The following is a 25,309-nucleotide window of genomic DNA, read 5'->3' on the forward strand; positions in this document are numbered from 1 at the left end:
CGTTCGGGAACGGCGCCGGGAAATAGTCCGCCGGACGGCCCGGACGCTCGAACATCTCGCCGGAATCGTTCGGACCGTCCTTGATCTTGTACTCGGCCGCGAACGCCGCCGCCTGGGCCGGCGAATAGCCGGGACCGCCGGGCTCGGCGAGGTTGCGGAACGCCACATAGTTCAGCGAGTGGCAGTTCGAGCAGACTTCCTTGTAGATCTTCAGGCCGCGCTGCACGGCGCCGCGGTCGAACTTGCCGAACGGGCCGGCGAACGACCAGCTCTGCGACGGCGGCGTCAGCGTGCCTTCGTTGGCGCGGGCCTCGCCGACGCTGCCGGCGAACAGCGAGGCGACGGCCACCAGGGCCACCGCGGCGGCGGCGACCGCTTTGCGGCCGGACTTGGCCAGCACGTCGTCGGCGATCGAGTTCGGCAGCGGACGCGGACGCTCGATCCGGGCGAGCAGCGGCAGCACGATCAGGAAGTAGGCGAAGTACAGCACGGTCAGGATGCGGCCGAGCACGACATAGACGCCCTCCGGCGGCTGCGCGCCGAGATAGCCGAGGCCGACGCAGACGACGAAGAAGATCCAGAAGAACTGTTTGCCGAGCGGACGGTACTTGTTCGAACGGGTCTTGGCCGAGTCGAGCCAGGGCAGGAACACCAGCACGATGATCGCCGCGAACATCGCGATGACGCCGGCCAGCTTGTTCGGCACCGAGCGCAGGATGGCGTAGAACGGCAGGTAGTACCATTCCGGCACGATGTGGGCGGGCGTCACGGCCGGGTTGGCCGGGATGTAGTTGTCGGCGTCGCCGAGATAGTTCGGCATGTAGAAGATGAACCAGGAATAGAAGATCAGGAAGCAGGTGACGCCGAAGAAGTCCTTGATCGTCGCATAGGGCGTGAACGGCACCATGTCCTTGTCGGTCTTCGGCTCGACGCCGGCCGGGTTGTTCTGACCGGCGACGTGCAGCGCCCAGACGTGCAGCACGACCACGCCGGCGATCAGGAACGGCAGCAGATAGTGGAGCGCGAAGAAGCGGTTCAGGGTCGGGTTGCCGACCGAGTAGCCGCCCCACAGCAGGGTCACGATGCTCTCGCCGAAATACGGCACGGCCGAGAACAGGTTGGTGATGACGGTCGCGCCCCAGAAGCTCATCTGGCCCCACGGCAGCACGTAGCCCATGAAGCCCGTGGCCATCATCAGCAGATAGATGATGACGCCGAGGATCCAGAGCACCTCGCGCGGCGCCTTGTACGACCCGTAATAGAGGCCGCGGAACATGTGGATGTAGACGGCGAGGAAGAACATCGAGGCGCCGCAGGCGTGCATGTTGCGCAGCAGCCAGCCGTAGTTCACGTCACGGACGATCAGCTCGACCGACTTGAACGCGAGATCGGCATGCGGCGTGTAGTGCATCGCCAGGATGACGCCGGTGACGATCTGAACACCGAGCATCAGCGACAGGATGGCGCCGAAGGTCCACCAGTAGTTCAGGTTCCGCGGCGTCGGATAGGCAACGAAGGACGAGTGGACCAGTCCGATGATGGGGAGTCGCTGCTCGAACCACTTCAAGGCGGGGTGGCTCGGCTGGTAGGTAGAAGGTCCACTCATGATGCGTTCCTGAAAGAATTATCTTGCACGATCGAGCTTGAGCTTGCGGACGTAACGTCCGCTCAGCCGATCTGGATTTTGGTGTCGGAAACGAACTGATAGGGCGGGACGGGCAGGTTCAGCGGCGCCGGTCCCTGGCGGACGCGGCCGGAGGCATCGTATTGCGAGCCGTGGCACGGGCAGAAGAAGCCGTCGTAATTGCCCTCGTGCGCAATCGGAATACAGCCGAGATGGGTGCAGATGCCGATGACCACCAGCCACTGCTCGTGGCCGTCCTTGGTGCGCGACTGGTCGGTCGCCGGATCGGGCAGGCTCGACACCGGAACCGCGCGGACCTCCTCGACCTGCTTCTTGGTGCGGTGGGAGATGTAGATCGGCTTGCCGCGCCAGAACACCTTGATGTCCTGTCCCTCGGCGACCGGGGTGAGATCGACCTCGATCGGCGCGCCGGCCGCGATGGTCGAGGCATCGGGATTCATCTGGGAGATGAAGGGCCACAGGGCGGCCACGCCACCGACCGCTGCGGTCGCGCCCGTGGCGACGAAGAGAAAATCCCGGCGTGTCGGATGATCCGCAGTAGACGCTGTCACGATTCCAACCCTTTCTTTCGTTGCAGCCGGCGCAACGCCCCGCTCGACGTGTCGGATCTCAGCGTTGGAGATCACGTGACCGGGAGGTGCCTGCCGGCGCCCGCGTCCCCCGCGGCGGCAGAAAACAGCTCGTGCTACCGCCCCGGTAAGAACAAGCTGTCCAGAATCGTTCTATTGGCACCCTTGCGATACGAGCGCAAGCCCGCTATCGGCCCCGCAGCACGCCATGCACCAATTCCGGCTTCGGAAGCGGACTTTCGGCCTCACCCTTAAGACCTATTCGCATGCAGATCGCGCTCTATCAGCCCGACATTCCGCAGAACACCGGAACGATTCTGCGCCTGTGCGCCTGCCTCGGGCTCACGGCGCACATCATCGAGCCCGCGGGCTTTGCGGTCTCCGACCGGCAGTTCCGCCGCGCCGGCATGGACTATCTCGACCAGCTCGATTGGCGCCGGCACGATTCCTGGAGCGCGTTCGAGGCCTGGCGGACCGCGGCCGGCCATCGCCTGCTGCTGCTCACCACGAAGGGCGCAACATCCTACCTGGATGTCAGCTATCGCCCCTATGACATCCTCCTGCTCGGGCGCGAGAGCGTCGGCGTGCCCGCGACGGTGGCAGAGGCGGCCGACGCGCGGCTGCGCATTCCGCTCAAGTCAGGCATGCGCTCGCTGAACGTCGCAATGGCCGCCGCGATGGCCGCCGGCGAAGCGCTGCGCCAGGTTGGACATTTCGTCCAATTGCAATCCGCACAGGGAGCATCGGAGTGAGCTACGCGGTGAAGGAGATCTTCATGACCCTGCAGGGCGAAGGCGCCCAGGCGGGGCGTGCCGCCGTGTTCTGCCGCTTCGCCGGCTGCAACCTGTGGAGCGGCCGCGAGGCCGATCGCGCAACCGCGACGTGCCGGTTCTGCGACACCGATTTCGTCGGCACCGACGGGACGTTCGGCGGCCGTTACAAGACGGCGGCCGCTCTGGCCGAGGCCATCGCCGGGCAATGGACAGGCGGGGCGGCCGACCGCTATACGATCCTCACCGGCGGCGAGCCGCTGCTGCAGGTCGATGACGACCTGATCTCGGCGCTCCATGCCCAGGGCTTCGCCGTCGGCGTCGAGACCAACGGCACGCTCGTTCCGCCCGATGGCATCGACTGGATCTGCGTCAGCCCGAAAGCCGGCGCCGAGTTGAAGCTGCGGCAGGGCCACGAGCTGAAGCTGGTCTATCCGCAGGCCGGCGCGGAGCCGGACAAGTTCGAACACCTCGCTTTCGCGCGCTTCTCGCTGCAGCCGATGGACGGGCCGGAGGCGGCCGCGAACACGGCGCGCGCGATCGATTACTGCCAGCATCATCCGCAATGGCGGCTCAGCCTGCAGACGCACAAGATGATCGGCATCAGATAGGGACCGTTGACCACCGATGTGGGAATTGACCAAATCGTTCACCTTCGAGGCCGCGCATGCGCTGGCGCATACGACGCTCGGCGAGGTGAGCCAGGAGATCCACGGCCACTCCTTCCGCGCCGAGGTGACGGTGCGCGGCACGCCGGACCCCAAGACGGGCATGGTGGTCGATTTCGGCCTGCTGACGCAGCGCCTGGGCGAGATCCAGGCGACCCTCGACCACAAGTTCCTGAACCGGATCGAGGCGATCGGGCTGCCGACGCTGGAGAACCTCTCCCGCTTCATCTATGAGCGTGTCCGCTCCATCGGCCACGTCACCAAGGTCAGCGTCCACCGCGACAGCTGCCGCGAGACCTGCACCTATTTCGGTCCGCAGGACTGATTGTTTGTGGTAGGACCTCACCTGCAGCGACAACAGCGCTGTCACCTTCGGCTGTCATGCGCTCTTGACGGCGAGGTGAACGCCAATGTGCCCGGGGGGACGTCCATGACCACTGCCGCCATCGAGGATCGCAAGGCCCGCGCCCGCGCCTGGTTCGAAAGCCTGCGCGACCAGATCTGCGCGGCGTTCGAGCGGCTCGAGGACGAGGCGCCGGCCGAACTCTTCCCGCGCGCGCCCGCCCGCTTCGTGCGCACGGCGTGGGAGCGCACCGACCATGGCGGCGGGCATGGCGGCGGCGGCGTGATGAGCATGATGCACGGCCGGCTGTTCGAGAAGGTGGGCGTGCACTGCTCGACCGTGCATGGCGAATTCGCGCCGGAATTCCGCAGCCAGATTCCCGGCGCCGCGGAGGATCCGCGGTTCTGGGCCTCGGGCATCTCGCTGATCGCGCATCTGTGGTCGCCGCATGTGCCGGCGGTGCACATGAACACCCGCTTCGTCGTCACCACCAAGGCCTGGTTCGGCGGCGGCGCCGACCTGACCCCCGTGCTGGACCGCCGGCGCACCCAGGAGGACCCCGATACTCTCGCCTTCCACGCCGCGATGAAGGGCGCCTGCGATGCGCATGCGGCCGTGGCGTCCTACGACAAGTACAAGCGCTGGTGCGACGAGTACTTCTATTTGCCCCACCGCAAGGAGCCGCGCGGCATCGGCGGCATCTTCTACGACCACCACGATTCCGGCGACTGGGAGGCCGACCTCACCTTCACCCAGGACGTCGGCCGCGCCTTCCTCAAGGTCTACCCGGAGCTGGTCCGGCGCAATTTCAGCGCACCGTGGACCGACGCCGACCGCGAGGAGCAGCTCATCCGCCGCGGCCGCTATGTCGAATTCAACCTGCTTTATGACCGCGGCACCACATTTGGGCTCAAAACCGGCGGCAATGTCGACAGCATTCTGTCCTCGATGCCGCCCGAGGTGAGATGGCCGTGAAACCCGCGTGGCCGAACCGCGTAGATTGACCATGACGACCGCCCTGCCCCGCGCCATGCTGATCGACATGGATGACACCATCCTGTCGGCCTATGGCCGACCCGAGATCGCCTGGAACATCGTGGCCACCGAGTTCGCCGACGAGCTCGCGCCGCACACGCCCCAGGCGGTCGCCGCCGCGATCCTGACCTCGGCGCGCAGCTTCTGGTCGGTCGCCGGCGCCGAATGGCGGATGAAGCTGATCCAGGCGCGGCAGGAGGTGGTGAAGGGCGGCTTCGCGGCGCTGACCGGCACCGGCCCTGCCCTGCCGATCGAGCTCGCGATCCGCATCGCCGACCGCTTCACGACCTATCGCGACGAGCAGATGTTCGTCTTCCCCGGCGCGCATGAGGCGATCGACGCGTTCAAGGCACGCGGCGTCAAGCTCGCGCTGGTCACCAATGGTGAGGCCGGCCAGCAGCGCGCCAAGATCGAGCGCTTCGCCCTGGCGCACCGCTTCGACCACATCCAGATCGAGGGCGAGCACGGCTTCGGCAAGCCCGAGGAGCGCGCCTATTGGCACGCGATGGAGCGGCTCGGCGTCGGGCCCGAGGACACCTGGATGATCGGCGACAATCTGGAATGGGAGATCGAGGCGCCGCAGCGGCTCGGCATCTATTCGATCTGGATCGACGTTCATGGCGACGGCCTGCCCGAAGGCACCCACGTCAAGCCAGACCGCATCATCCGCTCGCTGACCGAGCTGGTGCCGGGCTGAGGCGGGTCGGATCGTCTTAACGACATGTCTCCCGAGTGACGAACGATGGGTCGTTCGTTCACGTTGATTGGCTACCGCGCCTTAACCCCGTTTGCACGTCGCCCGTATTCCCCGGGAGGGCGAAGCCCTGCGAAACTGAATCGAAATTCGCACGAATTGTAGTCGATCGAGCCTGTCGCAAGGCGCCATGCGCGGCGCCGAGCATTTGGAGGGGGCCGTCGACCGTGGGCATCGTTGCATCTCCGTTCTCCGAGAAGTCTCTGAGCGTCTCGATCAAGACGTCGCTTCTGACCTCGGTTTTCCTGCTGCTGTTGATCCTGGGCGGCGTGTCGATCCTGGCCAAGATCCGGCTCTCGGCGCTCGAGACCGCCATCGAGACCGTCGGCCGCGACCGGCTGCCGAAGCTCCGTGCGCTCGGCGAGATCAATCTGCTGCTGGCGCGCGTCCGATCGGCGTCCTACCGGATCGCTTTGACGGTGACGCCGGAGCAGCGCGCCGAGGTCCGCAAGACCTTCGACCGGCGCAATGCAGATCTCAGCGAGAAGATCGAGGCGTTCAAGGCCAGCCTCCAGCCGAATACGCCGCTCGCGATCATCTTCGAAGATTTTGCCGCGAAGTGGAGCCAGTATGCGACCAGGCACCAGCCACGGATCGTCGATCCAGAGCTCGCGCTCGATCGCGAGAAATATGCCGACATCGTCAACGTCGAGACCGAAGCCTATTTCCAGGGCGTGGTCGAGACCATCAACCAGGGCATCAAGCTCGCCAATCAGGAGGCGGACAAGACCATCGACGCGGCGATTGCCGACAGCCGGTTCTTCTCGCTCATCCTGTGGGCGGTGAATGGCTTCAGTTTGCTGATCGGCGTGGCGACCCTGATCTTCGTCGTCCGGGACGTTTCGACGCCGATCCATCGGATCACCGAAAGCATGGAGCGGATCGCGCATGGCGAGCTCGAGACCGAGATCCCCTATGCCGAGCACGGCAACGAGCTCGGGCTGATGGCGCGTGCGCTCGTCGTATTCCGCAAGAGCCTGGTCGAGAACGAGCGGTTGAACGCGGCCACCCGGACGCTGTCGGAGCTCAGCGAGTGGCTGCAGTCGGCCAAATCGGAATCCGAGCTGTTCGACATGATCTCATCGGTGCTCGGGCGATTGATGCCGGAATGCAAGGGCGGCCTGTACATCTATGCCAATGCGCGCGACGTGCTCGAGGTCGCCGCGCAATGGAACGGGGATGTCCGGACGGTGAGCATGCACCCGGAGGATTGCTGGAGCTTGCGCCGCGGCCATTGCTACGTCCATGGCACGAGCGAAATCGAATTCCACTGCGACCACGTCCACAAGGACATCAACGAGAATTATTGCTGCATCCCGATCCTGGCCCATGGCGATACGGTCGGACTGCTGCATCTGGAGTATACCTACGACAGCACCGAAACGCCGGACGAAGCCAAGGCGCGCTTCGCCGACCGCGTCCGGCTCGGGCTTGCCTGCGCCGAGCATCTGTCGATCGCCATCGCCAACATGAAGCTGCGCGAGGGCCTGCGGGACCAGTCGCTGCGCGATGCGCTGACCGGGCTGAACAACCGGCGCTCCTTGATCGAGACTGCGCGGCGCGAATTGCTGCGTGCCGCGCGCACCGGCACGCCGGTCAGCGTCGTGACGCTCGACGTCGACCACTTCAAGTCATTCAACGACAATCACGGCCACGAGGCGGGCGATACCGTGCTGCGTCACATCGGCGAAATTCTCAGGGCCGCCTGCGGCGATGACGATGTGCCGTGCCGCCTGGGCGGCGAGGAATTCGTCGTCCTGCTGCCGAATTGCACGGTCGAAGAGGCCGCGCTGCGCGCCGAGGAGCTGCGCGCCAGGGTCGAGGCGCTCAACATCAGCTATGGGGACCGCCTGCTGCCGCGGGTGACGATCTCGGTCGGTGTCGCCTCCTATCCCGAGGCCGGCATCGACCTGCCGGAGATCCTGCGCGTCGCTGACGGCGCGCTGTACCGCGCCAAGCAGAAGGGCCGCAACCGGGTCGAGCTCGCCCCCGGCGGCATGGTCCCGCCGATCGACGAAATGACCAACCGCGCCGTCGCGACGCTCGATGCAATCGTCGCGCGCGCAGAGACCAGACCGATCGGATCGTCCGGTCCGGAGACCGGCGCGCACGTGGCGTGAACCGAGCGCGCCGGCCGGCCTCAGCGGCGATGGCGCAGCGCCTCGACCAGCGGGGTCGAAGGCCGCCGATCACGATCAGAGCATCGGATCGGGACGTCGGCGCCAGCGTCGCCGCGGAGCCGGATCGCGGTGGTGACCTCGACCGGAACCCAAGGCACTTGCGACCGACCCGCAATGTCAGAACTCAGTCAATTGACCTACCGCAACAAAAGTGCCCAGGCCCGATCTATTGATGGCAGTGTTCACTATCCCGATACTTCTCGCGGTCATCCGCTGCCATGTCAGACGCACCGCCAGACCAAAACTCGCGTGCAAGGTTTGACCCCAAGGCGTTTCTTGCCAGGCCGTCAGCCGGGGTCATGCTCGAACGATTCCCTGCTGGCGCGCAGATTCACGCCCAAGGCGCCCACGCCGACAGCGTCGCCTACATCCGCAAGGGACGCGTGAAGATCACGGCGTTCTCCAACCGCGGCAAGGAAGCCATCGTCGGGATCCTTCACCAAGGCCAGTTCTTCGGCGAGTCCTGTCTCGGCGATACGCGTGTTCGGACGGCCGCCGTCGTCGCTCTGGAAGATTGTCTGATCACCTCAGTCTCGAAGGAGACCATGCTCGCAACGCTCGGCGCCGAGCGCGAGTTCTCCGCTTTCTTCATTGCACGTCTGCTGACGCGGATCGGCAGGCTCGAGGAGGATTTGGGCGACCAGCTGTTGAACCTGAGCGAGCGGCGACTCGCCCGACTCCTGCTCATTCTTGCCGACATGGGTCGCGAGAGCGGGGCTCCGAACGAAGTCAACCTCAGTCAGGAAGCGCTCGCAGAGATGGTCGGCACGACCCGCTCGCGGATCAGCACCTTCATGAACAGGTTTCGCGAGCAGGGGTTGATCAGCTATGACAGGCATAGTCGGAAGATCGAGGTCTACGTCGCCCTTCTCGCCTCCATGCTGGGCCTATAGCGCCAACAGCGAGATGAACTCTGTCGAGCGTACTAAGCCGAGCGTACTCAGTCGAGCGTACTGAGATAGGCCGCGACGGCCCTGATCTGCGCCTCGGTCAAATTATGAGCAATCGGTTGCATGACCGCGGAATTATCAGGATTTGACTTGTCCTGGCCGCGCTCCTTGTCCCAGTTCATGAGCTTCCGGATCATGTAGTCGTAGAGCTGCCCGGCCAGGCGCGGAAACGCGTCGGCTCCCTTGGCATCGGGTCCATGGCAGGACGCGCATGGCGGTACTTCGGCCGCTGCGACGCCTTCTTCATAGATCTTCTTGCCAGCAGCCAGAGAGTCCTTGGGTGCACCTCCCAGCGGCTTCGGGGAAAGATCCTTGAAATAGGTGGACAGCGCCGTGAGCATCGCCGGGCTCAGCACATGCGACACGTTGAACATCACGGGGTTGGTTCGCCGTCGATCGATGAAGGCCTGTAGTTGATTTTTGACATAGTCCGGCTGCTGCCCCGCGAGCCGCGGCATCGGAACGGATCCGCGAAATCCCTGACCTGATAATCCATGGCACGTTTTGCAGTAGTCCGTCTTGGCCTTCAGCTCCTGCGCAGAGACCTCGGCACTCGCGTCCCGCGCGAGGCTCGCCGTAGAGCCGCCAGCAAGGACCAGAGCCGCGAGCAGCGCTGATGTCAGTTCACCGAGTTTCATGATTGCCCTCCGCCGGTGGCGCTAAGCAAATTGCAAATCCTTCGCGACGACGCCGCGTCCAACGCTGCTTTATTTACGCCTAATCCATGTTGCTAAAACGCCTCACACATTCCAATTCGATTTTGTTGTTCCTTTTTGAACAGTCGATGTTTGCGGTTCGGTTTTAGCTACGTCCGTCCTCGTTTGATCATGACCGTCGTAGCGGCGAGCTGCGAGCAGATGGAATGACGCGATGCGAGCCAGTCGTTGTGTTTTCTTGCGCTCTTATCGAAGCTTAGGGCTGCCGACAGCAGCATTCCTGTGTGCGACACTCTGGATGACGATCGGCTTTGGCCCGTCTGCACAGGCCTTGCCGAGCTTCGCGCGCCAGACCGGACAACCCTGCGGCACCTGTCATACCGACTTCCCGTCGCTCACGCCCTACGGGCGCCGCTTCAAACTGTTGGGATATACGGCCGGCGGCGGACAATTCCGCACGACGCCGTTCTCGTCCAGCAGCGGCGTCAATGCGCGGGCGGAGCTCGACAAGCTGCGCGGCTACGCCAACGCGATCAATCCATCCGTGCCGGACGACAGCAAGGTCTATGTCCCGCCCGTCTCGCTGATGGCGATCGTTGGATACACCCACACGCAGGCGGCGACCGTCGCGCCACCGACTGATCCCTACCGCGCCAACGACAACGTGGTGCTGTCTCCGTTCAGCGCGTTTTGGGGCGGCGCGATCACCGATCATATCGGTGCCTTTGCCCAGGTCACGTATAGCGCGCCAGATCCCTTGTCCGCACTGTCAGGTACGCCGGCCGACCAGTTCAAGCATACCTGGTCGTGGGACAATGCCGACGTCCGTTTCGCCAGCACGGCGAGCTTCGGGCCGTTCGACGTCGTCTACGGCATCACCGCCAACAACAATCCGACCGTTCAGGATCTGTGGAATACGACACCGGCCTGGTCGTTCCCCTACGCGGTGTCCTCGCTCGCGGGAACGCCGGCGACGAGCACGATGCTCGAAGGCGCGTTCGCGGCGCGCGTCGGCGGCGTCGGCGCCTACAGCTCGATCAACGACCTGCTTTACCTGGAGCTGACCGCATACAAGACGCTCGGCTTCGGCCAGCAGAATTCACTCGGCATGAATCCGTTCGACGGCCCCGGCCTGCTCGGCAACGTGGCGCCGTATTGGCGAGTTGCACTCGAGCCGCATTGGGGCCGTCATTCGCTCATGGTCGGGACGTTCGGCATGTATTTCGACGTCCACCCATGGCTCGATCCCAGCTTTGCGACAGGAACGACGGCGACCCAGACGCAGTCGAACAGGTTCACCGATGTCGGCTTCGACACGCAGTACCAATACCAGGGCGACAACTACTGGCTCACCTTGCGCGGCAGCTACATTCGCGAATTTCAGAGGCTCGATGCGAGCTTCGCCAATCTGGCTGCGGCCAACCCGACCAATCTGCTGAACAGCATGAAGCTTCAGGCGTCGTTCGCCTACGGCAACGACAATCGGATTGTCCTGACAGGGCAGTACTTCAATATTTGGGGCACCGCCGATGCTGGACTGTTCGGAACCGATCCCACGACGGGGATGGCGCTGACGCCCAATAGCAACGGCTGGACCGCCGAGGTCGCCTACATTCCCTTCAGCGCGAGCAAATCGATCGGCTGGCCCTGGTTCAATTCCCGCATCGGCCTGCAATACACCTACTACAACAAGTTCAACGGCACATCGATTGGTGCGCACGACAACAATACGCTGTTCCTGCACGCCTGGTTCGCCATGTAGTCGGTTTCGGTCACAGACGGAGTTTGTCCAATGAGACGATTGCTGCTCGCAAATCTCGCAGCCCTGGGCACGGCGCTTGCCGGTCCTGCCGTCGCCGCCGACATGCCGCTCAAGGCAGAGAGGCCCTTTGCCTCAAGATTCGATTGGAGCGGCTGCTATCTCGGCGGACATCTCGGCGGGGCAATTGCGCGCAACAACATCACGGATCCGGTCCAGCTGGTGCAGGATTCTTTTGGCGGAGCGGGCTTCACGGCGGGGACCACCAGCGTCAATCCCGGCCCGACCGGCGCCGTCATCGGCGGGCAGATCGGTTGTGACTACCAATTTGCGCCGTCCTGGGTGGCCGGTATCGAAGCTGCCGCGTCGGGCGCGACGATCAAAGGCTCGACAAATGTGGGGCTCCCGCTCGGCAATCCCGATGTGGCGTCGGTCCGCGCCAAGACCGATTTCCTGACGAGCGTCACGGCACGGATCGGCTATGCGCTCGACGATGTCCTGCTCTATGCGAAGGGAGGCGCGGCCATGGCCTCCGACCGCTACGACGTCTCCGGATCATTCGTCGGCGCGCCATTCGGCTTCACCGGCCTCGAAAATCGCTTTGGCTGGACGGCCGGCGGCGGAGTCGAATGGGCATTTGCGCCGCACTGGTCCGTCAGCCTCGAATACGATTACTACGGCTTCGGACATCGCACGGTCGCGATGTCGGACCCTGCGAATGCCTTCCTCGGCAACGTGGACGTTCGACAGAGCATGCAGGTCGTCAAGGCGGGCCTGAACTTTCATATCGGGGCGAACGGTTGGTGATGGCCGAGTCCCCAGCAATCAGCCGAACATGGTCTGGCCGCCGGGCCGGCCTTTGCACTGCCCTTCAGGCGGTCGTTGTGGCTGCGGCTTGCGCCGTGGCGGTGCGGGCGGAAGAGCCCGGCGTTGCGGCGAGACACGGCGTCGAGGCCAAGCTCGAATATTGCAAGACCTGCCACGGGCTCTCGGGTCAGGGATATCGCGGGTATTTTCCCATGCCGCGGCTCGCCGGGCAGCAACCGCAATACTTCGAGAACCAATTGCGCGCGTTCATCGAGCGCAGGCGCTCCAATCCGATCATGGCCAATGTCGCCCACGTGCTGAGCCCGGCGATGATCTCGGCGCTGGCAGCCCATTTCAAGGCGCTGGATCCGAAGCCGTTCGGATCCGCGCCGCATGGCTCTTCGGAGCTCGGAAAGCGAATCTACGAAGACGGGATCCCGGAAGCCAATGTACCGGCATGCTCGGCCTGTCACGGCGCGGACGGCAAGGGCCAGAACGAAATCCCGCGCCTGGCTGGTCAGCTTTACGACTACACGGTCGGTCAGCTCGAGGGGTGGTCGAAGGTGCGCGGTCAGGGATCGGCGGTCGACACATCGGCAATCATGGCGCCGACGTCGCACAATCTGACGAAATCACAGGTCGAAGCGGTCGCTGCGTATGTCGCTCGTCTGCAATGACAAGGTCATGCCCCCTCAGGGCGGCGGTTGAACATTCCGGGCGCGAAGGCGTGTCAACATGAAGCGCATTGGCTTGACGATCCTGGTTCTGGCCTTCGCCGGTTGGACCGCTCCGTCTTCCGCATGGGAGGACGGTCCGGCCCAGGTTCGCAACTGCACCTGGTGTCACGGCATGGCGGGACAAGGATACACCGTGGCGCCGCGGCTCGCCGGTCAGCGCCCGGACTATCTGGAGAGTCAGATCAAGAGCTTTCGCGAGCACACGCGCGATAATCCATTTTCGAAGCAGTATATGTGGAGTGCCGTCGCAGCGGTCGGACCGCTGGAGGCGCGCGACCTCGCCGTCTATTTCGCGTCGATTGCGCCGAAACCTGCCAGCGACGGCGACAGGCAGCTGGCGGCCAGGGGAAGGACGATCTATCTCGAAGGCATTCCGGAAGCAAATGTCGCATCCTGCTACGCCTGCCATGGACCGAACGCGGAAGGCGTGCGGGACATTCCCCGTCTTGGCGGGCTTGCCTTTCCCTATCTGAAGATGCGGCTCGAGCAGTGGAGCCAAGGCTATCACTCGGGAACGGGAACGCCGATGCCGACGGTTGCCCGCTCGCTCGGCCCGGCTGAGATCGACGCCCTCGCCTCTTACTTGAGCTTCGTCCGCTAGCCGGAGCAGCTCTTGCCCCTCCAGAGGATCGGGCCGGATTGGGCGGCCGGGATACTAGGGCCAGACTGCCGGCCGAAGGCTGCGCAGCGCCGAGGCCATCATCACGCCGCCGCCGGTGATCACCGCGGCGTCGAGGATCGCGGCGTGGATGTGCACGGGCATGCGCGCGACGAACGCCTTGGCGAGAAACGCGCCGGGCACCGCGATGGCGCCGATCAGGAGCGCAAAGGCCAGCACCTGCGCCGTGACCACGCCGGCGAGGCCGAACACCGAAATCTTGATCACGCCGGTCGCGACCGAGATCATCGCGTCGGTGGCGATGACGGCCGCGCCTTCGAGGCCCGCCGCCATCAGGAGCGACAGCAGGATCACGCCCGAGCCCGAGGTGCCGCCGACGAGGACGCCATAGCCGACCGCGCCGGCGGCGAGCCCGCCATTGCCGATCCGCACGTCGCGCTTGCGCAGGATGCGCCGCAGGGGAACGCTCATGATCAGCATGGTGCCGATCACGAAGGCGGCGCCGGCATTGGTGAGGCGCGTATAGCCATAGGCGCCGAGCGCCGTGGTGAGCGCCGCGGCCGCGATGACGATGCCGGCGCGGGGGCGATCGACCTCGCTGAAATAGGCGCCGACGCGGCTGAGATTGGTGAGGATCGCGGAGATCGCGATGATCGGCACCACCGGCTCGGCGCCGACCATGGGCACCAGCACCAGCGGCATCAGCGCGCCGGTGCCGTATCCGGCGAGACCCCCGATGATGGAAGCGAATAACGCGACGGCGGCGACGAGCAGAAGTTGGAGCAGCGAGATATCGGCAAAGCCGGCCAGAAAAGTCATGAACGTCCGTCGCGGTTGACGCGCGCCGCCGCCTGGTCGGCGATCGCGGTCAGCGATGCCTCGTCGAGCGGAAAGTCCGCGGCCAACCAGGCATCCTCTGCGAGAGTCAGCACATGACCGAGCAGCGGCCCCTCCGCAACCCCGCGCGCGATGAAGTCGGCCGCCTTCAACGGCAATTTCGGCGGGGTGAAGCGCTGCGGCAACAGCGCCAGCTCGCGCCAGCGCTGCGGATCACGATGACAGCCGCTGCGCGCCCAGCCGAGCATCAGGCGGTCGCGATACACGGTCTCGCCGAGCCGATACAGCAGCCGCCGCGCCCGGGCCTCGTCGGCGGAGGCGAAGCGCCACCAGCGATGGCCCATGCCGTCGAGCGCCTTGGTCTCGGCATTGGAGAGCTTCAGCCGCGCACCCAGACGGCGGGCATCCTCGGTGACGGCGACCGCCAGCGCGGCGAGGCGGCGGACCGCGCTCGGCGGCAGCGCAAGCTCGCGCTCGATGTCGATCATCGCCGCGAACGGACCGAGATAGGCGACGCCGCCCAGGATCGACGTCAAGAGGCCGCCATCGGCCATCGCGGTGACCGCGCCGACCGCACCCTCGGTGACGAGCAGCTTCAGCATCTCCATGCGGACCCGCTCGGCCGACAAGGTCGCGAGCCCGCCACGGCCGGCGATGCAGGCGAGATAGCCGGCGCGATCGGGCTCGCCATGGCCGAACGCCGAATGGATGCGGAAGAAGCGCAGGATGCGCAGGTAATCCTCGGCGATGCGCTGGGCGGGATCGCCGATGAAGCGCACGCGCCGGGCCGCGATGTCGGCGAGGCCGCCGACATGATCGTGCACGACGCCATCGGGCCCCACCGACAGCGCATTGATGGTGAAGTCGCGGCGATGCGCGTCGCCGATCCAGTCGCGGCCGAACGCGACCTTGGCCTTGCGGCCGAACGTCTCGGTGTCCTCGCGCAGGGTCGTGACCTCGAAGGGATGACCATCGAGCACCAGCGTGATCGTGCCGTGGTCGATGCCGGTCGGCACGCTCTTGATCGAGGCGGCCCTGGCGCGGCGGATGACCTCGGCAGGCAGCGCCGTGGTAGCGATGTCGATGTCGCCGAGGGCGATGCCGAGCAGCGCATTGCGCACGGCGCCGCCGACCACGCGCGCCTCCTCGCCGTCGCAATTCAGCAAGGCGAGCACCCGCGCCGCCGGGCCGGACGAGAGCCAGGGCGCGTTCAGCACCCGCGCGCCGGTCATTTCTCGGCTCCGGGAACGAGCCGGCCGTTCTCGATGTGAGCGGGCACGTAGGTCGAATGCGGCGGCGCGCCGGAGAATTCGGCGACCAGGACCAGACTTGCAATCACCAACACCAGCGCCGCCACCGTCAATTTTGCGACCCGATGCAGAGGCCAGTTGGCCGGCACCAACAACCCCTCCCGGGTCGCGACCAAGAACAGCACATAAACCGCAAAAGGAATGAGGAAGATTCCGATTTCCGTCAACACGGGTCGGATCATGACAGATAGATCCGCTCGTACAACACCCGAAGAATGCCCGCGGTCGCGCCCCAGATGTAACGCTCGGCGAACGGCATCGCGTAATACGAGCGCTCCATGCCGCGAAATTCCTTGGAATGCAGCTGATGATTGGCGGGGTCCATCAGGAAGGCGAGCGGCACCTCGAAGGCATCGTCGACCTCGCCTTCGTTGATCTTGAGCGAAAATCCCGGCCGCACGCGGGCGACCGTCGGCAGGATGCGGAAGCCGAAGGCGGTGCCGTAAACGTCGAGATAGCCGATCGGATCGACGAAGCTGCGGTCGAGGCCGACCTCCTCCTCCGCCTCGCGCAGCGCGGCGTCGAGCGGGGTGGCGTCGGTGACGTCGATCTTGCCGCCGGGAAACGCGATCTGTCCGGCATGGCTCGAAAGGTTCGGCGAGCGCTGGGTCAGGAGCACGGTCGGCTCGGGATGGTCGACCACCGGAATCAGCACCGCCGCGGGCCGGATCGGCTGCTCGCGGGCGATGATCTCGAGCATGCGATCGGTGCCGGAATCGCCGCTGGTCGGAATGACCGCGGGATCGAGCAGCGCCTTCGGCACGTCGAAGCGCAGCCGCTCCCGGCCACGGGCGAAGAATTCGGCCGAACTCACCCCGTCCGTCGCCCGCCTCGCCGCCATGGGCTCGTTCAAAGCGCCGCCCTCACCTCTTCTGCGTTGGCCATGGGGAAGAACGCACCTGACGACTCCACCCCGAACATGACCTCGCCATCGATCATCCGCTCCTCGCCCATGTCAACCAGCTCATAGTAGAGCGCCCGCGTCACCTTGGCCCAGAGTTCGGCGCGGACGTGCAGATAGGGCGTGAGCCCGCCGCCCTCGCCGCGCGCAAAGCGCAGCCGGTGCTCGGCATCGCAGGCGACCCAATCGTCGACATTGGTGCGGAAATGCAGCCGCATTCCGTGCGCATCCGTCTCCTTCCGCATTTCTACGGCCATGAAGGGGGCGTCATCGACGCGGATGCCGACCTTCTCCACAGGCGTGACCAGGAAATAGCGGTCCCCCTCGCGCTTCAGGATCGTGGAGAACAGCCGCACCAGCGCCGGCCGACCGATTGGCGTGCCCAAGTAGTACCAGCTACCATCGGCGGCGATTCGCATGTCGAGATCGCCGCAGAACGGCGGATTCCACAAATGCACCGGCGGCAGGCCGCGTCCGGAGCTGCCGGCCTGTGTCGCGGCCGAAGTCAGGCGCTCCAGTCCGCCATCCGTGCTCTGCCCTTGCTTCGCCATGGTTTGACCTGAGTTTGCGTGAGACTTGTTTGCTTCAGACTTGGCACGATTGGTGCAGTATTTCATCGCCGTCATCTGTGCAAAAGTTCCTGACGGCCGTGCACGTGATGTAAGGTCGCCATATCGTGATGCCGTCAATACCCCGGAATGCCGATAATATGGGGATTGTTTAACTCAACGAATACAGCGCGTTCGCATAGATTGGCAGCCGTGTCCTGACAAACTGGAGCGGAACGCCGGTCGCGAGGCCGGATCGGCGGGTCGAAGATGCGGGGCAAAAGGAGCGACGGGAATGGCTGAGAGTGCCGAGAAGCTCGAGGATGCGATCGTCCGGTCGGCCGAACAGGTCTCCGGGCAGATCCGCGCGGCGAAGGAAGCGATTTCCGGCGTCATCTTCGGCCAGGACAAGGTGGTGGAAAACACCCTGGTCACGATCCTGTCCGGCGGACACGCGCTGCTGATCGGCGTGCCCGGCCTCGCCAAGACCAAGCTGGTCGAGACGCTCGGCGTCACGCTCGGTCTCGACGCCAAGCGCGTGCAGTTCACGCCCGACCTGATGCCGTCGGACATTCTCGGCGCCGAGGTGCTCGACGAAAGCACGGTCGGCAAGCGCTCGTTCCGCTTCATCGCCGGTCCGGTGTTCGCGCAGCTCCTGATGGCCGACGAGATCAACCGCGCCAGCCCGCGCACGCAGTCGGCGCTGCTGCAAGCCATGCAGGAGCAGCACATCACCGTTGCGGGCGCGCGGCACGATCTGCCGAAGCCCTTCCATGTGCTCGCGACGCAGAACCCGCTGGAGCAGGAGGGAACCTATCCCCTGCCCGAGGCGCAGCTCGACCGCTTCCTGATGGAGATCGATGTCGACTATCCCGACCGCGACGCCGAGCGCCGCATCCTGTTCGAGACCACCGGCGCCGAGGAGAGTGCCGCGCGCGGCGCGATGACCGCCGATGCACTGATCGCGGCGCAACGCCTGGTCCGCCGCCTGCCGGTTGGCGATTCCGTCGTGGAGGCGATCCTGTCGCTGGTGCGCTCGGCGCGTCCCGGCCCCGAGGCGGGTGACGCCGGCAAGCTGATCGCCTGGGGACCCGGTCCGCGCGCCAGCCAGTCGCTGATGCTGGCGGTGCGCGCCCGTGCGCTGCTGGACGGTCGCCTCGCGCCGTCGATCGACGATGTGCTCGAGCTTGCCGAACCCGTGCTGAAGCACCGCATGGCGCTGACCTTCCCGGCCCGCGCCGAAGGGCGGACCATTCCGGACGTGATCCGGCAGCTGAAGAGCCGGATTGGTTGATGGCCACAGCATCAGGGCACGCCAGCAAGGAGATTCTCGCGATACGGCGTGCCGATGGCGAAAGCCGGACGCTGGCGTCCTCGCTGCCGCGGCTCGTGCTGGAAGCCCGCCAGATCGCCGCCAACGTGATCCACGGCCTGCATGGACGGCGGCGCGCCGGCTCCGGCGAAAGCTTCTGGCAATATCGCCGCTTCGTCTCCGGCGAGCCGTCGCAGCGTGTCGACTGGCGCCGCTCCGCGCGCGACGACCATCTCTATGTCCGCGAGCAGGAGTGGGAGGCCGCGCATACGGTCTGGATCTGGCCGGACCGCTCGCCGTCGATGGCCTTCGCCTCCAAGGGCGCACGCGACAGCAAGCTGGAGCGCGCGCTGATCGTGACGTTTGCGCTGGCCGAGCTTCTGGTCGCCGGCGGCGAGCGCGTCGGCATTCCCGGCCTGGTCAATCCGACCGCGAGCCGCAACATCATCGATCGCATCGCGCAGGCGATGCTGCATGACGAGGCTTCAAGGCCCAGCCTGCCGCCATCCTTCGTGCCGGCGGCATTGGCCGAGATCGTCGTGCTGTCCGACTTCTGGTCGCCGATCTCCGAGATCAGCACCGTGCTCGCGGGCCTGTCCGCCTCGGGCGCGCATGGCACGATGGTGCAGGTCGTCGATCCCGCCGAGGAAACGTTCCCCTATTCCGGCCGCGTCGAATTCGTCGAGCCGGAAGGCGGCGATGTCATCACCGCCGGCCGCGCCGAAAGCTGGGCGCAGGACTACGTGGCGCGCGTGGCGCTGCATCGCGACCAGATTCGCGCCGAGACCGGCAAGCTCGACTGGCTGTTCACGACGCACACGACCAGCCGTTCGGCGGCCGAGCTCCTGCTGTTCCTGCACGCCGGCATGACGACGGGCAAGCTCGGCGCCCGCGGCAACGTCAAAGTGGGCGCTGGCCCGAGAGGGATTGGCGCATGATGGGTCTGCCGCTGTCATTCGCCGAACCGCTGCTGCTGGCCGGGCTCGTCAGCCTGCCGGTGCTGTGGTGGCTGCTGCGGGTGATGCCGCCGCGGCCCCGGCGCATCGAGTTCCCGCCGACCCGCCTGCTGTTCGACATCACGCCCCGGGAGGAGACGCCGTCGCGCTCGCCCTGGTGGCTGACGCTGCTGCGCCTGCTGGCGGCGGCGCTGGTGATCTTCGCGGCGGCCGGCCCGATCTGGAATCCGCGCACCGAGGCCACCGGCAGCAAGGCGCCGCTGGTGCTGCTGCTGGACGACAGCTGGAGCGCCGCCGCAAGCTGGGAGACCCGCATCAAGGCGGCCGACGAGATGATCGCCAACGCCGATACCGACCGCCGCGGCGTCGCGCTCGTGCCGCTCTCCGAGCCCACCCGCGACATCACCCTGATGCCGGCGGGCGCGGCGCGCGTCGCGTTGCGCCAGATCGCGCCCAAGGCCTACACCACCGAGCGCGCCGATGTGCTGCCGCAGCTCGACCGCTTCCTGAAGGCCACGGGCGATGCCGAGATTCTGTGGTTCTCCGACAGCGTCGATCCCGGCCGCGGCAGCGAGTTCGTCACCGGCCTCGCCAAGACGATCGGCGACCGCAGCCTGACCGTGTTCGAAGGCGGCACGCCGTCGCCGCTGGCGCTGGCCGGCGCCGCCAATGCCGCCGCCAAGATGACGGTGAAGGTGCTGCGGGCCGATCTCTCTGTGCCCGGCGGCCTCGTGCGGGCGCTCGACGCCAAGGGCTCGCCGCTCGGCGAGGCGCCCTTCAGCTTTGCTCCGGGCGCGCACGACACCGAGGCCAGCTTCGACCTGCCGGTCGAGCTGCGCAACGACATCACCCGGCTCGAGATCGCGGGGGAGCGCTCCGCCGGCGCAGTGCAGCTGCTCGACAAGCGCTGGCGCCGCCGCGCCGTCGGCATCGTCTCCGGCGCCACCAGCGACACCGCGCAGCCGCTGCTGGCGCCGACCTACTATCTCACCCGCGCGCTGGCGCCGTTCGCCGATCTCCGGCTCGGCGATCGCGGCGCGCCGCAGCAGATCATCACGCAGTTTCTCGATCAGAAGGTGCCGATGATCATCATGGCCGACGTCGGCACGCTCTCGCCGGAGCTGCGCGACCGCCTCAACGGCTGGATCGAGAATGGCGGCGTGCTGGTGCGCTTCGCCGGGCCCAGGCTGGCGCAGGGCGACGACGACCTCGTGCCGGTGAAGCTCCGCCGCGGCGGCCGCACCCTCGGCGGCAGCCTGACCTGGGAGAAGCCGCAGCGTCTGGCGGCGTTCTCCGCCGACGGCCCGTTCGCCGGCATCACCGTTCCGAAGGACGTCACCGTCAGCCGCCAGGTGCTCGCCGAGCCCGACGCGGTGCTGGCGACCAAGAGCTGGGCCTCGCTCGAAGACGGCACGCCGCTGGTCACCGGCGAGCATCGCGGCAAGGGCGTCATCGCGCTGTTTCACGTCAGTGCCGACACGCGCTGGTCGGATCTGCCGATGTCCGGCGCGATGGTCGAGATGCTCCGCCGCATCGTCGACATGTCCGGCTATACCTCGACGCCCGGCGCAGGTCCGGCCGGCGAGACCGCCAAGGCGACGCTGGCGCCGCTGCACATCCTCGACGGATTCGGCGCCTTCGGTCCGCCGTCGTCGACGACCAAGCCGCTTCCGGCCGATTTCAACGACAGGGCCTCCCTGGATCATCCACCCGGCTTCTACGGCCCTGCCGAGGGACCCACCGCAGTGAACACGCTCAGCCCCGCCGATCGCATTCTGCAGCTCGACACCTCGGCATTGCGCGCCAAACGCGCGAGCTACACGACCGCGGAGCCGCGCGATCTCCGGGGCATCCTGCTGTCGACGGCGCTGCTGCTCTTCCTGATCGATGCGATCATCGTCGCACTGCTCAGCGGCGTGCTGGCCGCGCTGATCCGGCGGCGGCGGCGCGCGGCGCCTGCGGCGCTCGCGATCGTCCTTCTCGCCGGCGGCGCTCTGCTGGCGGTCGGCATGCCCACCCCCGCGCGCGCCGATGCGGCCAGCGACGAGTTCGCCATGCGCGCGGTGTCGCAGACGCGGCTCGCTTATGTCGTGACCGGCAATGCCGACGTCGATTCCATCGTCAAGGCCGGGCTCACCGGACTGACATTGTTCCTGGCGCAGCGCACGGCGCTGGAGGCGGGCGATCCCGTCGGCGTCGACCCGGCGCGTGACGAGCTCGCCTTCTTCCCGCTGATCTACTGGCCGATCGTGCCGGGCGCGCCGAAGCCGCCGCAGGACGCGATCAACAAGATCGACGCCTATATGAAGCAGGGCGGCACGGTGCTGTTCGATACCCGCGATGCGATCGAGGCCCCGCCGGGCAGCAATGGCGCCCCGCAAACGCCGGGCATGCAGTCGCTGCGCGACATCCTCTCGTCGCTCGACGTGCCCGAGCTCGAGCCCGTGCCGCGCGAGCACGTGCTCACGAAGACATTCTATCTGCTGCGCGACTTCCCGGGCCGCTTCACCGCAGGACAGACCTGGGTCGAGGCGCTGCCGAAGGAGGACGACGAGGACTCAGCCTCGCGCCCGGCGCGCGGCGGCGACGGCGTGTCGCCGATCATCATCACCTCGAACGATCTCGCCGGCGCCTGGGCGTTGCGCCCCGACAGCCAGTACATGCTGCCCGTCGAGCAGCGCCAGCGCGAATTCGCGTTCCGCGCCGGCGTCAACATCGTGATGTACACGCTGACCGGCAACTACAAAGCCGACCAGGTGCATGCGCCGGCGCTGATCGAACGGCTCGGGCAGTGATGATGCGAGTTGTCGGGCACCACATAGCAACAACATCAGTCGTCATGGCCGGGCTTGACCCGGCCATCCAAGCCCAGCGGCGGATGCCGGACGACGTGGATGCCCGGCACAAGGCCGGGCATGACGACAACGACGAGTTTGCCTCATGAGCTACGGCATCGCGTTCACGCCTCTGGTTCCGACGGTCGTGCTGTGGCTCGCGATCGGCGCGATCGTCATCATCGCGGCGCTGCTGCTGATCGGCCGCTCGCGCTCGGCCTGGATCCGCGTCACCGCGCTCGCTCTGATCGCGCTCGCACTGGCCAATCCCCAGTTCACCCGCGAGGACCGCGAGCCGCTGAGCTCGGTCGCCGCCGTCGTGGTCGACAAGAGCCCGAGCCAGAATTTCGGCGACCGCACCCAGCAGACCCGGGCGGCGCAGGAGGCGCTGGTCGACAGTCTGAAGAAGGTCAAGGGCCTCGAAGTGCGCGTGGTCGAGGCCGGCCAGGCCGATGGCGAGACCGACGGCACACATCTGTTCGGCGCGCTGACATCGGCGCTGTCCGACGTGCCGGTCGACCGCGTGGCCGGCGCCTTTCTGATCACCGACGGCCGCGTCCACGACATCCCCGGCAACGCCGCCGCGCTCGGCTTCCAGGCTCCGCTGCAGGCGCTGATCACCGGGCAGAAGGCGGAGCGTGACCGCCGCGTCGCGATCACCGCCGCGCCGCGCTTCGGCATCGTCGGACAGCCGCAGACGATCAGCTTCCGGCTCGACGATCAGGGCGTTGCGGGTGAGAGCGCCAAGGTCGTGATCCGCCGCGACGGCGAGGTCATCAGCGAGCGCACGATGACCAGCGGCCAGGCGGCCAACATCGACGTCGACGTCAAGCACGAGGGCCAGAACATCGTCGAGATCGAGGCCTCGCCGCTCGACAACGAGCTGACCCTGGTCAACAACCGCGCCGTGGTCTCGATCGATGGCGTCCGCGACAAGCTGCGCGTGCTCCTGGTGTCGGGCGAGCCGCATTCCGGCGAGCGCACCTGGCGCAACCTGTTGAAATCGGACGCCAGCATCGACCTCGTCCACTTCACCATTCTGAGGCCGCCGGAGAAGCAGGACGGTACGCCGATCAACGAGCTGTCGCTGATCGCGTTTCCGACCCGCGAGCTGTTCCAGCAGAAGATCAACGAATTCCAGTTGATCATCTTCGATCGCTACGCCCGCCAGGGCGTGCTGCCAATCGCCTATTTCGACAACATCGCGCGCTACGTCCGGAATGGCGGCGCGGTGCTGGTCTCGGCCGGACCGGACTATGCGTCCAACACCAGCATCTGGCGCACGCCGCTCGACTCCGTCCTCCCCGCAGAACCGGTCGGCGTCACCGAGAAGCCGTTCTATGCGCATCTGTCGGATGCCGGCAAACGCCATCCCGTCACGCGCGGCCTCGAAGGTTCGGCCTCCGAGCCGCCGCACTGGAGCCGCTTCTTCCGCACGGTGGAGACGCGCAATGCGGTCAGCCCGCCGGTCATGACCGGCGCCGACGGCAAGCCGCTGCTGCTGTTGTCGCGCTTCGGCGCCGGCCGCGTCGCGCTGCTGCTCTCCGACCACATCTGGCTGTGGGCGCGCGGTTATGAAGGCGGCGGTCCGCATCTCGATCTGCTCAGGCGGATGTCGCACTGGCTGATGCAGCAGCCTGATCTGGACGAGGAAGCGCTGCGGCTGCAGGTCCAGGGCAAGGACCTCGTCGTTGTCAGACAGACCATGGGCGACACCGTCCCGCCGGTCACCGTGACCTCGCCCTCCGGCCAGACCAAGGAGCTGACGCTGAGCCAAGGCGAGCCCGGCGAATGGCGCGCGACCTTGCCCGCCAGCGAGCTCGGCCTGTGGCAGGCGACGGACGGCACCCTGAAGGCGCTGATCAATGTCGGCCCGACCAATCCGAAGGAATTCTCCGAGGTCACCTCGACCACCGAGACGTTGAAGCCGCTGGCGCAGGCCACCGGCGGCGACGCCCGCCGCATCGGCGACGGCTCCGGCATCGACATGCCGCGCATCGTCCCCGTGAGGTCATCGACGCTGTTCAGCGGTGACGGCTGGATGGGCGTGCGGATGCGCGATGCCAGCGTGGTGAAGGGCGTCGGCGTGCTGCCGATGTTCGCGGGCGTGATCGGCCTGCTGCTCCTGCTCGGCGCCCTCGCCGCGACCTGGGTCCGCGAGGGACGCTGAGCCGAAGGCGTCGATCGAACGGCATCTTGCCAGCTGCGTGGCGCGAAGGGCACAGTGGCCGCGTTTCTGCGCGGCCACCGCAGGCCTCCGATTGACGCCGAGAGGCCCTCCGGCGATGTTACAATGTAACAACGGCTGAGCTGCTCAGCTGAACGGGATGGCCGATCGACATGAGCCGGATCAACATGAGCCGGATCGACATGAGCCGGATCGACATGAGCCAAAGCTGGCCATGAGTTGGTTTCGCGCGAACATCAGGGATGTCTCGCGGCTGGCGCTGTTCGCGCTGCTGCTGCAGTTCGCGCTCGCCTTCGGCCATGTGCATGGGTCCGCCGGACAGGCCGCGGACGGCGGCATCACCGTCGCCGAGCGGCACACCGGCCCCGCCCCGGCCAGCCAGGACCCCGATCAACAGCCGGCCGCTGACAGCTGCGCCATCTGTGCCGTCATGGCGATGGCGCAGTCGATCCTGCTCTCGCCGCCGCCGGCGCTCGACCTCCCCACGGCGGTCGACATCCGCCCTCTCAAAACCATCGCCGAATCGTTCGACGTTGTCGTGATCGGCACGGCGTTCCAGCCGCGCGCCCCTCCCATCGCCTGATCTGAACCGCTCGAGACGCCGTGACCGGCGCGCGGATGCGCGGCCGCCAGGCGTGCAGGAATGGCTTCGTCGCAAGTCGACGGCAGGCGCATCCCACCAGCAATGACGAATGTGGGACGCCTGATCACGATCAGGAATGGAATCATGTTGCCGAGAGCTCTGTTGTCGGGCTGCAGCGCCGCAGCCATGTTGTGCCTATTCGGTGCGCCCGCGCGCGCCGATGATCCGAAGCCGGCGATGGAGCTGCCGGAGGTCAACGTGACCGCGCCAAGCCCGATCCGCGCCCGCAAGCCGGCAGTGCCGCGCCCCAATCCCGGCGCGCGCGCCGCTAGGAGCGGCCCGCGGGCG

The 25,309-nt window shown here is 66.4% G+C and carries 25 protein-coding genes; 17 read left to right on the forward strand and 8 right to left on the reverse strand.

Annotation, left to right across the window (positions count from 1 at the left end):
- Positions 1-1,606 (reverse strand): cytochrome b N-terminal domain-containing protein (locus BRAS3809_RS09505; RefSeq protein WP_035655881.1); only part of this gene is annotated, 1,606 nt, incomplete at its 3' end.
- A gap of 62 nt (positions 1,607-1,668) precedes the next feature.
- Positions 1,669-2,199: a ubiquinol-cytochrome c reductase iron-sulfur subunit gene (petA, locus tag BRAS3809_RS09510; RefSeq protein ID WP_085962816.1), complete on the reverse strand. Its 531-nt coding sequence runs from the start codon at positions 2,197-2,199 to the stop codon at positions 1,669-1,671.
- A 281-nt stretch (positions 2,200-2,480) separates the two neighbouring features.
- Between petA and BRAS3809_RS09515 the strand changes: the two genes are divergently transcribed.
- The 7 genes from BRAS3809_RS09515 (at position 2,481) to BRAS3809_RS09545 (ending at position 8,857) form a co-directional block, all read left to right on the forward strand.
- A complete protein-coding gene (locus BRAS3809_RS09515; RefSeq protein WP_008961874.1) occupies positions 2,481-2,966 on the forward strand; it encodes a tRNA (cytidine(34)-2'-O)-methyltransferase in 486 nt (161 codons plus the stop codon).
- A complete protein-coding gene (gene queE, locus BRAS3809_RS09520) occupies positions 2,963-3,595 on the forward strand; it encodes a 7-carboxy-7-deazaguanine synthase (RefSeq protein WP_008961875.1) in 633 nt (210 codons plus the stop codon). The genes BRAS3809_RS09515 and queE overlap by 4 nt, the downstream gene beginning before the upstream one ends.
- A gap of 16 nt (positions 3,596-3,611) precedes the next feature.
- On the forward strand, positions 3,612-3,977 hold the full coding sequence (locus tag BRAS3809_RS09525; RefSeq protein WP_035655868.1) for a 6-pyruvoyl trahydropterin synthase family protein: 366 nt from the start codon (positions 3,612-3,614) through the stop codon (positions 3,975-3,977).
- 105 nt (positions 3,978-4,082) lie between these two features.
- Positions 4,083-4,970 carry an oxygen-dependent coproporphyrinogen oxidase gene (gene hemF, locus BRAS3809_RS09530; RefSeq protein ID WP_008961877.1) on the forward strand — a complete coding sequence of 296 codons (888 nt, stop codon included), beginning with the start codon at positions 4,083-4,085 and terminating at the stop codon, positions 4,968-4,970.
- 31 nt (positions 4,971-5,001) lie between these two features.
- On the forward strand, positions 5,002-5,727 hold the full coding sequence (locus BRAS3809_RS09535) for an HAD family hydrolase (RefSeq protein ID WP_008961878.1): 726 nt from the start codon (positions 5,002-5,004) through the stop codon (positions 5,725-5,727).
- Between the two features lie 224 nt (positions 5,728-5,951).
- Complete coding sequence (locus tag BRAS3809_RS09540) at positions 5,952-7,904, forward strand: diguanylate cyclase (protein ID WP_008961879.1); 1,953 nt, start codon at positions 5,952-5,954, stop codon at positions 7,902-7,904.
- A 359-nt stretch (positions 7,905-8,263) separates the two neighbouring features.
- A complete protein-coding gene (locus BRAS3809_RS09545; protein WP_008961880.1) occupies positions 8,264-8,857 on the forward strand; it encodes a Crp/Fnr family transcriptional regulator in 594 nt (197 codons plus the stop codon).
- A 47-nt stretch (positions 8,858-8,904) separates the two neighbouring features.
- Here BRAS3809_RS09545 and BRAS3809_RS09550 read toward each other — a convergent pair whose 3' ends face one another.
- Positions 8,905-9,552: a c-type cytochrome gene (locus BRAS3809_RS09550; protein WP_008961881.1), complete on the reverse strand. Its 648-nt coding sequence runs from the start codon at positions 9,550-9,552 to the stop codon at positions 8,905-8,907.
- A gap of 316 nt (positions 9,553-9,868) precedes the next feature.
- On the opposite strand from BRAS3809_RS09550, the gene BRAS3809_RS09555 reads away from it, so the two are divergent.
- The 4 genes from BRAS3809_RS09555 (at position 9,869) to BRAS3809_RS09570 (ending at position 13,474) form a co-directional block, all read left to right on the forward strand.
- Entirely contained in the window at positions 9,869-11,332 is a 1,464-nt protein-coding gene (locus BRAS3809_RS09555) for a hypothetical protein (protein ID WP_008961882.1), read from the forward strand.
- A gap of 30 nt (positions 11,333-11,362) precedes the next feature.
- The gene (locus BRAS3809_RS09560; RefSeq protein WP_008961883.1) at positions 11,363-12,136 is read left to right on the forward strand and encodes an outer membrane protein; all 774 of its coding nucleotides are present in this window, start codon (positions 11,363-11,365) and stop codon (positions 12,134-12,136) included.
- Positions 12,137-12,231: 95 nt separating this feature from the next.
- On the forward strand, positions 12,232-12,813 hold the full coding sequence (locus BRAS3809_RS09565) for a c-type cytochrome (protein WP_240535635.1): 582 nt from the start codon (positions 12,232-12,234) through the stop codon (positions 12,811-12,813).
- Between the two features lie 58 nt (positions 12,814-12,871).
- The gene (locus BRAS3809_RS09570) at positions 12,872-13,474 is read left to right on the forward strand and encodes a c-type cytochrome (RefSeq protein WP_008961885.1); all 603 of its coding nucleotides are present in this window, start codon (positions 12,872-12,874) and stop codon (positions 13,472-13,474) included.
- A 54-nt stretch (positions 13,475-13,528) separates the two neighbouring features.
- Here BRAS3809_RS09570 and BRAS3809_RS09575 read toward each other — a convergent pair whose 3' ends face one another.
- Genes BRAS3809_RS09575 through BRAS3809_RS09595 form a run of 5 tightly spaced genes read right to left on the reverse strand, consistent with a single transcriptional unit; the run spans position 13,529 to position 17,091 of the window.
- Complete coding sequence (locus tag BRAS3809_RS09575) at positions 13,529-14,311, reverse strand: TSUP family transporter (protein ID WP_008961886.1); 783 nt, start codon at positions 14,309-14,311, stop codon at positions 13,529-13,531.
- The gene (locus BRAS3809_RS09580; RefSeq protein ID WP_008961887.1) at positions 14,308-15,561 is read right to left on the reverse strand and encodes a CCA tRNA nucleotidyltransferase; all 1,254 of its coding nucleotides are present in this window, start codon (positions 15,559-15,561) and stop codon (positions 14,308-14,310) included. Before BRAS3809_RS09580 ends, BRAS3809_RS09575 begins: the two co-directional genes overlap by 4 nt.
- Complete coding sequence (locus BRAS3809_RS09585; RefSeq protein ID WP_008961888.1) at positions 15,558-15,821, reverse strand: DUF6111 family protein; 264 nt, start codon at positions 15,819-15,821, stop codon at positions 15,558-15,560. The genes BRAS3809_RS09580 and BRAS3809_RS09585 overlap by 4 nt, the downstream gene beginning before the upstream one ends.
- Positions 15,818-16,480 (reverse strand): CoA pyrophosphatase, encoded by a 663-nt coding sequence (locus BRAS3809_RS09590; protein ID WP_085963473.1) that lies wholly within the window; start codon positions 16,478-16,480, stop codon positions 15,818-15,820. The genes BRAS3809_RS09585 and BRAS3809_RS09590 overlap by 4 nt, the downstream gene beginning before the upstream one ends.
- Positions 16,481-16,488: 8 nt before the next feature.
- Positions 16,489-17,091, reverse strand: a complete 603-nt coding sequence (locus tag BRAS3809_RS09595; RefSeq protein ID WP_035655877.1) for a DUF1285 domain-containing protein — start codon at positions 17,089-17,091, stop codon at positions 16,489-16,491.
- 292 nt (positions 17,092-17,383) lie between these two features.
- Here BRAS3809_RS09595 and BRAS3809_RS09600 point away from each other — a divergent pair, with 292 nt between their 5' ends.
- The 6 genes from BRAS3809_RS09600 to BRAS3809_RS37035 all read left to right on the forward strand — a co-directional run.
- Positions 17,384-18,382 (forward strand): AAA family ATPase, encoded by a 999-nt coding sequence (locus BRAS3809_RS09600; RefSeq protein ID WP_008961891.1) that lies wholly within the window; start codon positions 17,384-17,386, stop codon positions 18,380-18,382.
- Positions 18,382-19,338 carry a DUF58 domain-containing protein gene (locus BRAS3809_RS09605; protein ID WP_035655878.1) on the forward strand — a complete coding sequence of 319 codons (957 nt, stop codon included), beginning with the start codon at positions 18,382-18,384 and terminating at the stop codon, positions 19,336-19,338. The genes BRAS3809_RS09600 and BRAS3809_RS09605 overlap by 1 nt, the downstream gene beginning before the upstream one ends.
- On the forward strand, positions 19,335-22,151 hold the full coding sequence (locus tag BRAS3809_RS09610) for a DUF4159 domain-containing protein (RefSeq protein ID WP_008961893.1): 2,817 nt from the start codon (positions 19,335-19,337) through the stop codon (positions 22,149-22,151). The genes BRAS3809_RS09605 and BRAS3809_RS09610 overlap by 4 nt, the downstream gene beginning before the upstream one ends.
- Before the next feature lie 145 nt (positions 22,152-22,296).
- Complete coding sequence (locus BRAS3809_RS09615) at positions 22,297-24,360, forward strand: membrane protein (RefSeq protein ID WP_008961894.1); 2,064 nt, start codon at positions 22,297-22,299, stop codon at positions 24,358-24,360.
- 232 nt (positions 24,361-24,592) lie between these two features.
- Entirely contained in the window at positions 24,593-24,961 is a 369-nt protein-coding gene (locus tag BRAS3809_RS09620; protein WP_008961895.1) for a DUF2946 family protein, read from the forward strand.
- Positions 24,962-25,105: 144 nt separating this feature from the next.
- Positions 25,106-25,309 (forward strand): hypothetical protein (locus BRAS3809_RS37035; RefSeq protein WP_240535637.1); only part of this gene is annotated, 204 nt, incomplete at its 3' end.

The sequence above is a fragment of the Bradyrhizobium sp. STM 3809 genome (genome assembly GCF_000239795.1).
In the GTDB taxonomy this organism is placed as follows: Bacteria; Pseudomonadota; Alphaproteobacteria; order Rhizobiales; family Xanthobacteraceae; genus Bradyrhizobium.

Excerpts from the sequence above, each read along its gene's own strand:
- BRAS3809_RS09525 (WP_035655868.1), top strand. The coding sequence starts at position 3,612 with ATGTGGGAATTGACCAAATCGTTCACCTTCGAGGCCGCGCATGCGCTG.
- BRAS3809_RS09545 (WP_008961880.1), top strand. The coding sequence starts at position 8,264 with ATGCTCGAACGATTCCCTGCTGGCGCGCAGATTCACGCCCAAGGCGCC.
- BRAS3809_RS09615 (WP_008961894.1), top strand. The coding sequence starts at position 22,297 with ATGAGCTACGGCATCGCGTTCACGCCTCTGGTTCCGACGGTCGTGCTG.
- BRAS3809_RS09515 (WP_008961874.1), top strand. The coding sequence starts at position 2,481 with ATGCAGATCGCGCTCTATCAGCCCGACATTCCGCAGAACACCGGAACG.
- BRAS3809_RS09585 (WP_008961888.1), bottom strand. The coding sequence starts at position 15,821 with ATGATCCGACCCGTGTTGACGGAAATCGGAATCTTCCTCATTCCTTTT.
- BRAS3809_RS09590 (WP_085963473.1), bottom strand. The coding sequence starts at position 16,480 with ATGGCGGCGAGGCGGGCGACGGACGGGGTGAGTTCGGCCGAATTCTTC.
- BRAS3809_RS09535 (WP_008961878.1), top strand. The coding sequence starts at position 5,002 with ATGACGACCGCCCTGCCCCGCGCCATGCTGATCGACATGGATGACACC.
- BRAS3809_RS09610 (WP_008961893.1), top strand. The coding sequence starts at position 19,335 with ATGATGGGTCTGCCGCTGTCATTCGCCGAACCGCTGCTGCTGGCCGGG.
- BRAS3809_RS09600 (WP_008961891.1), top strand. The coding sequence starts at position 17,384 with ATGGCTGAGAGTGCCGAGAAGCTCGAGGATGCGATCGTCCGGTCGGCC.
- BRAS3809_RS09570 (WP_008961885.1), top strand. The coding sequence starts at position 12,872 with ATGAAGCGCATTGGCTTGACGATCCTGGTTCTGGCCTTCGCCGGTTGG.
- BRAS3809_RS09620 (WP_008961895.1), top strand. The coding sequence starts at position 24,593 with ATGAGTTGGTTTCGCGCGAACATCAGGGATGTCTCGCGGCTGGCGCTG.
- hemF (WP_008961877.1), top strand. The coding sequence starts at position 4,083 with ATGACCACTGCCGCCATCGAGGATCGCAAGGCCCGCGCCCGCGCCTGG.
- BRAS3809_RS09560 (WP_008961883.1), top strand. The coding sequence starts at position 11,363 with ATGAGACGATTGCTGCTCGCAAATCTCGCAGCCCTGGGCACGGCGCTT.
- BRAS3809_RS09550 (WP_008961881.1), bottom strand. The coding sequence starts at position 9,552 with ATGAAACTCGGTGAACTGACATCAGCGCTGCTCGCGGCTCTGGTCCTT.
- BRAS3809_RS09580 (WP_008961887.1), bottom strand. The coding sequence starts at position 15,561 with ATGACCGGCGCGCGGGTGCTGAACGCGCCCTGGCTCTCGTCCGGCCCG.
- BRAS3809_RS09555 (WP_008961882.1), top strand. The coding sequence starts at position 9,869 with ATGACGATCGGCTTTGGCCCGTCTGCACAGGCCTTGCCGAGCTTCGCG.
- BRAS3809_RS09575 (WP_008961886.1), bottom strand. The coding sequence starts at position 14,311 with ATGACTTTTCTGGCCGGCTTTGCCGATATCTCGCTGCTCCAACTTCTG.
- BRAS3809_RS09595 (WP_035655877.1), bottom strand. The coding sequence starts at position 17,091 with ATGGCGAAGCAAGGGCAGAGCACGGATGGCGGACTGGAGCGCCTGACT.
- BRAS3809_RS09605 (WP_035655878.1), top strand. The coding sequence starts at position 18,382 with ATGGCCACAGCATCAGGGCACGCCAGCAAGGAGATTCTCGCGATACGG.